The sequence below is a fragment of the Leptolyngbya cf. ectocarpi LEGE 11479 genome (assembly GCF_015207065.1).
In the GTDB taxonomy this organism is placed as follows: Bacteria; Cyanobacteriota; Cyanobacteriia; order Phormidesmidales; family Phormidesmidaceae; genus Leptothoe; species Leptothoe ectocarpi.
Window position 1 is genome coordinate 23,803 of record NZ_JADEXP010000029.1, and the last position, 7,510, is coordinate 31,312.

The following is a 7,510-nucleotide window of genomic DNA, read 5'->3' on the forward strand; positions in this document are numbered from 1 at the left end:
CTAGCCCTCCACCTTGTGGCCCACCAAAATCTGCTCGGTTGCTTCAGTCCCGTCTCCAGAGGGTTCAGCCTGATCCAGCTCGCCATGGTTGGCCAGCAGCGGCAGCACCACCGTTACCGCTGTTCCTTGATTGACCCCGGCACTGTGGAGACCGATGCTGCCCCCCATCAGTTTCATAAAGTTTTTCGAAATCGCCAGACCTAACCCCGTCCCTTCATAGGAACGCGTATGGGTACCGTCCACCATCACAAAGGGATGAAAGAGTTTTTGTTGATCCTTGGGCTCAATGCCAATGCCTGTATCTTGAATGGTGACACTCACCCGAGGAGCCGGAATGGCGGTAGAGTCATCCTGCTCAGATGCATCCCCCGCCTTCACCACATCAATCGTGGCGCTAATGCTGCCCTCGTGGGTAAATTTAACCGCGTTGTAAACAATATTGAGGAGTACCTGCTTCAGCTTATCGCCATCCCCTTTCACCCAAATCGGATCTGACTTTTTGGGGCGGTGCAAGGTCAAGCCCTTCTGCTGAATCTGCAAAGCCTGCATATCCAGCACATCATGGACGATGTCATCAAGGTTCAACGTTTCTAAATCAAGGCTGACAGTACCTGATTCAATTTTGGCAATATCCAAAATATCATTGATAATTTTAAGCAGGTGGATCGCTGCATTATCAGCCCGTTCTAGAAACTCCAGCTCTTCTTCGCGATCGTCACAGCAGTCATCTCGCACCAAACGAATGCAGCCAATGATGGCATTGAGGGGGGTGCGCAGCTCGTGGGACGTATTGGCCAAAAACTCATTTTTTAGCTGGTTGGCCATCTGGGCATTTTCCCAAGCCTGCCGCAGTTCCTGAGCCCCCCCTTCTAAACGACGCAGCATCCGTTCGAGCACTTTACCGAGGTAGTCCAGTTCCCAAATACTCCGATTGGGGGGAGCGGCCTTCACACCCGACGAGAGATCTTGAACCTGCTGGGTGTAATGAATCAGTCGCTCCACCGGTAATGACAGACTACGGGCTACATAGAGTGCTAACAGCGCATTGGCCCCCAGCAACCCCAGCGTCAGTAAAAACAAAATCATCCGGATTTCGCCTAACGCATGGAGCGCCTGATCAATCGGTGTCACTGCTAATACATTCCAGGTTTGGGTCTGACCGGTTGAAATCGGCAATTCCGCACCGCTATACCCCGCCAACCACTCATCCCCGGTCTCCAACAGGCTGAACAAATGTAGGGTGTCCTTATTCCCCACACGAATACTACTGATGATGCTTTCAAATCGGTCAGCTCCGTTAAGATCATCCACCGATAACCCCACTAGCTCTGGATTGGGATGGGTAACCACAATACCGTTGGGGTCAATAATGACGGTTTTACCCACCAGTGAACGGGGATTGGTATCTTCTAGCTGAGTAAACCCAAGCTGGGCAGAGAGGGTATAGCGTAGCTTGCCGGTCGGTTCGTAAATCGGTGTCGCCACAGTCAGGTCGAGCAGCGAGGGATGCATCCTCGGCTCTACAGTGCCTGTTGATAATGCGTCTGATAATGCGTCGGGACTACTCTGTTTAGGACTGTCTAAGTCCACTAAATAAAAATCTGAGTTGCCATTGGGCGTCTGCTGCCATGGCAGCTGCAACGGTGTTGGCAGCAACGGTGTTTTACAGGTGGTCGATACCACCGTGCCTGTTTTAGCTTCAGTCAGCTCTAAACAACCGACGCGATGGGATGCCACCTTGCTATAACGGCTAAGAGCACCAGCAACTGCATTCAAATCACCCGTTTTTAAAGCTTGGCTATCGGCCAGCAGTAAAAGTTCAGACTCCACTGCCCGCACACTGTCCTGTAGTCCAGTCGCTTTGTTAATGGCACTACTCGTTAAATTTTGCCGGGCAGTTTCCAGTAAGCTACTACGTGCCTTACGCAGGGTAATCGCCTGCCCCAGAAGTAGCACAGGCGTGCTCAGCAGTAAGATACGCAGGATCAGTAACCGGCGAAATGAAAGGGGACGCTTAGCCATAAACCGCTAACAACTTAAATAACCGTCGCTGATGTCAACAGGAAACGCAAATACATGGATGTCAAGTCGTAGAAATAACGCACAAGAATGCTTACTCCGCAGTCTAGCCAACGGTGAGCGATATCGTCACAGTCCCATGTTATTTCGATGGTATATCCCGGAGGAAACCACCATTCACCAGTGTCAGATCTCAGGACAGCCGTACTCACGACCTTGTAACGACCGATACCGGTATTAACACCCACTTAGTTTATCGACTGGTTTTACCTAGCTACCGGCTACACTGCCAAAAGTTGAAATAGCACTCACATAGATGAAGCCTTATCAAAGGTAGCTTAATCAGCTGCAAGCGAATAATTTAGGGTACTTTACTCTTAGTTAAGAACATGTCACTGTCAGATTTTCAGGCTAGTTTAGACGCTAAGTCTTTCTCCCCTCATGATCGCCCCCATGTCACAGCGATTGTAGCTATGAGTGCTGATGGCAAAATTAGCGATGTTGATCGTACAGCTGCCCGATTTCCCTCGCCCCACGATCAGCAGCATCTCGAACAGTGTTTAGCGACGGCTGATGCCACCTTATTTGGCGCCGGTACTCTGCGCGCCTATGGCACTACGGCACTGATCAAAGATCCGACCCTGCTGGCAAAACGTCACCAGCAAAAACGGCGGCCACAGCCTATTCACATTGTTTGCTCGCCATCAGGACAGCTGAATCCCGCTGCTAATTTTTTCAAACAGCCCCTTTCCCGCTGGCTATTAACCACTACCACCGGGGCTCAAACCTGGCAGGATCTAGAAAAATTTGAGCGGATCTGGAGCGCCCCCACCAGGGCAGATAGCTCCCTATTCGATTGGCCACAAATTGTGACTGAGCTGCTCGCTTTCCATATCCATCATCTACTGGTTATGGGGGGTGGACAGCTGGTTGCTGCGCTCATGGCGGTTGATTTAATTGACGATCTTTGGCTCACCATTTGCCCTTTGATTATCGGTGGCCAACAAGCACCCACTCCCTGCGACGGTGATGGATTCTCTCTAAACGAGGCCCCTAGATTTAATCTGGTGGCGAGCCAAACTATTGGGGATGAGGTGTTTTTGCACTACCAACGGCTGCGATAGAAAATGGGGCATTTTGGAGTTTTTCATTCTCATTCCCCATCTCCCGCGCTACATTACCGTAGAGAACTAGCACGCCAAGCAATGGGTATAACCATCACTGATCCACTGACCGACTATACGCTGCGTTGGGTCAATTGCATGGCAGACCTGCCTCGGACAGACTGGGACAGCATGGCTCAGCCGCTAAACACACCATTTTTTGAGTGGTTTTGGCTGAATTCTATGGAAACCTCTAAGAGCACCATTGCCCAGACAGGCTGGCTGCCAAACCATTTAACAGTGTGGTGTAAAGACAGGCTGGTGGCAGCGGCTCCCCTATACCTTAAGGGGCACAGTCGGGGGGAATTTGTGTTTGATCATCAGTGGGCTGATTTGGCGGAGCAGTTGGAGATTGATTACTATCCAAAGCTATTGGGCATGTCGCCATTTACGCCCGCCGAGGGGTATCGATTTTTAATCGCTGCTGGGGAAGATGAGGCGATGCTGACTCGGGTGATGGTGGCGGCCATCGATCAGTTTTGTGTAAAAAATCATATTTCAGGCTGTCATTTTCTATATGCGGATCCTGGCTGGCGCAGCTCTATTGAATCCTTGGGCTTCCATCGCTGGCTGCACCATAGCTATATTTGGAAGAATGAGGGCTACAGCAGCTTTGATGATTATCTAGCTCGCTTTAATGCCAATCAGCGACGTAATATCAAGCGAGAGCGCAAGTCTGTAGCTAAGGCGGGTCTGCACTTTGAGGTTCATACTGGGAAGGGGATGTCTGATACCCTTTGCAGTCTGGTGTATGACTTTTACAGCGATACCTGTGACAAGTTTGGCTGGTGGGGAAGCAAGTATCTGACGCGTCAGTTTTTTCAGCAGCTGTATCCGGGCTATTGCGATCGCACCGTTGTCTTCGCTGCCTATACCGACAACAGCCCCGCCCCCATCGGCATGTCATTTTGCTTGACTAAAGGCGACCGTCTCTACGGCCGCTACTGGGGTGCCTTCGAAGAATACAACCACCTCCACTTCAATGCCTGTTACTACGAGCCCATCGACTGGGCCATCACCAACGGCATCCAACTCTTTGATCCCGGTGCTGGCGGTCGTCACAAAAAGCGACGCGGTTTTCCCGCCGCTCCTAATCACAGTCTCCACAAGTTTTATCACCCCACCCTGGCCCAAGTCCTCGACAACTATATCGACCGCATCAACGCCGCCGAGCAACATGAAATCGACGCCATCAATGCAGATTTACCCTTAAAGCCATTGGCCACGGAGCAACCAGAGAGTAAGCCATAAACAGCAGCAGCGTGATGAAATCGGAGAAGCCACACGGTAGAATGTGTGCTCTGTTACTGCCGCCCTACTATGACCATCAGCCAAAACACCCGCCCATCGGCGGCTGACCTCAAAGCCCACGATGACAAGCTATCTAAACGATTTATTGAGCTAGATCCAGACGGCTACTTTTTAATTTACCTGGATACCGACCAAGGGCTGCTCTGTGCTAAGCACTTCACCAATATCATTAACGACAAGGGACTAGCCTGCGATCCAGAAACTGGCAAACCTCTGATTGCCAAGAAAAATACCCAGCCCCGTCAGTCTACTCATCTTTATCAAGCCCCCACAGCCAAAGCGCTATGTATGAAAATCTTTGAAGATAAAGAAAACCCTTGTCCCATCAGTTATTTAGACCACGCCGCCTATCTTGGACGAGAATTTGTCAGAGCTGAAATCGCCCTGATTAATGGAGAAGAGTATGTGCAAGATTAAGAGGGCTAAGGACGTGATTACGGCTAGGGTCAGAATCAAGAGAACAAGACGCCTCTAAGGTTTTCCACCTACCACTTCCCGCACGCGATAAATGGGCCGTTGTTGTGACTCATGGTAGGTGCGCATCATTAACTCGGCCAGCAGCCCCACACTCAACAGCTGAATGCCCGAAATAAATAACACCACTGCTAACATCAGTAGAGGCCGATTACCAATCTCGGCCTGCAGTATGAATTTGATAAATGCAAGATAGACACTGAGCCCCAAACCCGCTAGCACCGAAATCGCCCCAAAGGGACCAAACACATGCATAGGTCGGGTCAAAAATGTCTTCATAAAGTAAATGGTCAACAAGTCTAGGGCCACCCGAAAAGTACGCCCCAGTCCGTATTTACTTTGACCAAACTGACGAGCATGGTGCCGCACTGGGACTTCACTGATACGTGCTCCTTCGATATAGGCTAGGGCTGGTAAAAAGCGGTGCAGCTCACCATAGAGATTCATATCCTTGACCACCTCAGCACTGTAAGCCTTGAGTGAGCAGCCATAGTCGTGGAGTTGCACTCCAGTGACGCGGGCAATCAGCCAGTTCGCAATTTTTGATGGCAGTAGTCGAGTAACAGCATTATCCTGACGATGTTTGCGCCAGCCGCTCACCAGGTCATAGCCCTCATGCAGCTTGTGGTAAACCGTGGCGATATCAGCAGGTTCGTTTTGCAAATCTCCATCCAGGGTAACAATCACCTTACCCCTAGCGTAGTTAAATCCCGCTGCCATGGCCGGAGTCTGCCCGTAGTTCCGCCGGAGTAAAATCACCCGCAGGTCGTGACGCTCTTTGGCAATAGTCTTGAGCAGCTTTGCCGATCCATCGGTGGAACCATCGTCAACACAGATCAGCTCATAGGACACATCCATCTCCTGAGCTACGGCTGTAATTCTCTCAATTAGCAGGGGAATGCTTTCATGCTCGTTATAAATTGGCACGACAACCGACAGCTCATGGCGATTAGTGGCCTGGGTGACGTAACTGGGGGAAATCGCCATAGTGTGTTCACAATAAACAAGCAGAACGGTGATACTCCAACATAACACCCCCAATTATTTCTCAGCTGCCTCCTAGCTATCGACCTCAGACTGCCGGTTACCCTAGCGCTCCAGTTCTAACCATTGATTACAATGGCAATAACTTGTATCGCATCAAACTATGGTCACCCTACTAGCGATTGAAAAAACGATTTCAAGCTTTCAAGAGCTGAATAATCGCTTTGGGTTACAGCGAACCACAGATGAGTCGTTTTTTACAGAATGGCAAACACTGGCGGTCAACTTAGCTGACGAAGAAAAAGCGTTTTTAGATCATCTTCAACAACGCTATCGAAACTATTATGAAGCTGACTTACTAACAGAGGGCACTGTTCTCCTTTCTCTAGTTGCCCCGTTACTGGAACGCTTGGGTTTTCACGAACCTCCTTTTTTCGTCCGCTCAGAGATACCTGTACGGATAGAAGTAAATGAACGCGACGAAATCTACAGAGGTCGCATTGATGTCTTGGTTATCTGCGATTTCATATGGATCCTCACAGTCGAAGCAAAACGCTCAAAATTTGCTGTAGATATAGCCTTACCCCAATGTCTCGCTTACATGGCCGCTTCTGAGACACAACCAGCCTTTGGCATGGTCACTAACGGCAGTGATTTCATGTTCTGCAAACTAGAGAATTCGGTCTATGACTTTTCAGAATCGTTTTCTCTGCTATCGCGCCAAAATCGTCTCTACGAAGTCGCGACAATCCTAGCAATGCTACAAAAAAATGCTAATCAACAATTTAGTTGAAAATAGTTATTTCTTTTTTTTAGTTTTAACATAAACACCTTTGTTTTTTCTGCGTATTTCAAATAGATCAATTGTTTCGAACATGCTGCTTAACTTGGCATATCCGTAATTACGAGATTCAAAAGATGCTTGATTGGCAATATGTGCACCGATGACAGATAGCCTAGACCATCCTTCTTCATCTTGAGTGCTTGCCACAGCTCCTCTTAGCAAGTTCATAAGTTTCGTATCTTGCTTCAACTCTTGGGCACTCTTTCTTGCACTAATAGCATGCTTAGCGGTATCCACGTCAGCGACTTGATCAATGGTTTCTAGATACAAAAACATTGAGCAAGCTGAGACAAAAGGCGAAGGTGTTTTCTTTTCGCCAAATCCATACACCTTTAAACCATTCGTTAAAATTCTCATTACTAACGGCGTGAAGTCACAATCACTAGACACTATTGCAAATGCGTCTAGATTTTGGGTATACAGCAAGTCCATCGCATCAATGATCAGGGCTGCATCCGTCGCATTTTTACCCTTGGTGTAATCAAACTGCTGCACAGGCTGAATAGCGTAATCATGCAGACAGCTTTCCCACCCTCGAAGATGAGCATTCTTCCAATTGCCGTAAGCTCTACGAATATTAGCTACTCCATATTTAGCGATCTCTGCCAAAATGGCATCGATTTTTGGAGCAGGCGCATTGTCTGCATCAATTAGCAAAGCAATTTTTGACTCTGATTGCCTCATATCCAGGTGGGGCACAGCCTACTTATATATC

At 48.9% G+C, this 7,510-nt stretch carries 7 protein-coding genes; 4 read left to right on the plus strand and 3 right to left on the minus strand.

The annotated features are described in order from the left end of the window. Positions 1-2,022 carry a sensor histidine kinase gene (locus tag IQ260_RS05675; protein WP_193991651.1) on the minus strand — a complete coding sequence of 674 codons (2,022 nt, stop codon included), beginning with the start codon at positions 2,020-2,022 and terminating at the stop codon, positions 1-3. A 386-nt stretch (positions 2,023-2,408) separates the two neighbouring features. Between IQ260_RS05675 and IQ260_RS05680 the strand changes: the two genes are divergently transcribed. From IQ260_RS05680 to IQ260_RS05690, 3 genes are all read left to right on the plus strand, one after another. Beyond that, on the plus strand, positions 2,409-3,143 hold the full coding sequence (locus IQ260_RS05680; protein ID WP_193991653.1) for a RibD family protein: 735 nt from the start codon (positions 2,409-2,411) through the stop codon (positions 3,141-3,143). Between the two features lie 81 nt (positions 3,144-3,224). Further along, positions 3,225-4,433, plus strand: coding sequence for a GNAT family N-acetyltransferase (locus IQ260_RS05685; RefSeq protein ID WP_193991655.1), 1,209 nt, complete (start codon positions 3,225-3,227; stop codon positions 4,431-4,433). A 69-nt stretch (positions 4,434-4,502) separates the two neighbouring features. Beyond that, on the plus strand, positions 4,503-4,910 hold the full coding sequence (locus tag IQ260_RS05690) for a DUF4346 domain-containing protein (protein ID WP_193991657.1): 408 nt from the start codon (positions 4,503-4,505) through the stop codon (positions 4,908-4,910). A 54-nt stretch (positions 4,911-4,964) separates the two neighbouring features. Here the strand turns inward: IQ260_RS05690 and IQ260_RS05695 are convergent, their stop codons facing one another. After that, positions 4,965-5,954 (minus strand): glycosyltransferase family 2 protein, encoded by a 990-nt coding sequence (locus IQ260_RS05695; RefSeq protein ID WP_193991659.1) that lies wholly within the window; start codon positions 5,952-5,954, stop codon positions 4,965-4,967. A gap of 160 nt (positions 5,955-6,114) precedes the next feature. Between IQ260_RS05695 and IQ260_RS05700 the strand changes: the two genes are divergently transcribed. Further along, positions 6,115-6,744, plus strand: a complete 630-nt coding sequence (locus tag IQ260_RS05700) for a type I restriction enzyme HsdR N-terminal domain-containing protein (RefSeq protein ID WP_193991661.1) — start codon at positions 6,115-6,117, stop codon at positions 6,742-6,744. 6 nt (positions 6,745-6,750) lie between these two features. Here the strand turns inward: IQ260_RS05700 and IQ260_RS05705 are convergent, their stop codons facing one another. Further along, complete coding sequence (locus tag IQ260_RS05705) at positions 6,751-7,479, minus strand: NYN domain-containing protein (RefSeq protein WP_193991663.1); 729 nt, start codon at positions 7,477-7,479, stop codon at positions 6,751-6,753. Positions 7,480-7,510: the final 31 nt, after the last annotated feature.

What these genes read in the sequence shown, in the direction of transcription:
- IQ260_RS05675 (WP_193991651.1), bottom strand. Translation starts at nt 2,022, where the DNA reads ATGGCTAAGCGTCCCCTTTCATTTCGCCGGTTACTGATCCTGCGTATC.
- IQ260_RS05680 (WP_193991653.1), top strand. Translation starts at nt 2,409, where the DNA reads ATGTCACTGTCAGATTTTCAGGCTAGTTTAGACGCTAAGTCTTTCTCC.
- IQ260_RS05685 (WP_193991655.1), top strand. Translation starts at nt 3,225, where the DNA reads ATGGGTATAACCATCACTGATCCACTGACCGACTATACGCTGCGTTGG.
- IQ260_RS05690 (WP_193991657.1), top strand. Translation starts at nt 4,503, where the DNA reads ATGACCATCAGCCAAAACACCCGCCCATCGGCGGCTGACCTCAAAGCC.
- IQ260_RS05695 (WP_193991659.1), bottom strand. Translation starts at nt 5,954, where the DNA reads ATGGCGATTTCCCCCAGTTACGTCACCCAGGCCACTAATCGCCATGAG.
- IQ260_RS05700 (WP_193991661.1), top strand. Translation starts at nt 6,115, where the DNA reads ATGGTCACCCTACTAGCGATTGAAAAAACGATTTCAAGCTTTCAAGAG.
- IQ260_RS05705 (WP_193991663.1), bottom strand. Translation starts at nt 7,479, where the DNA reads ATGAGGCAATCAGAGTCAAAAATTGCTTTGCTAATTGATGCAGACAAT.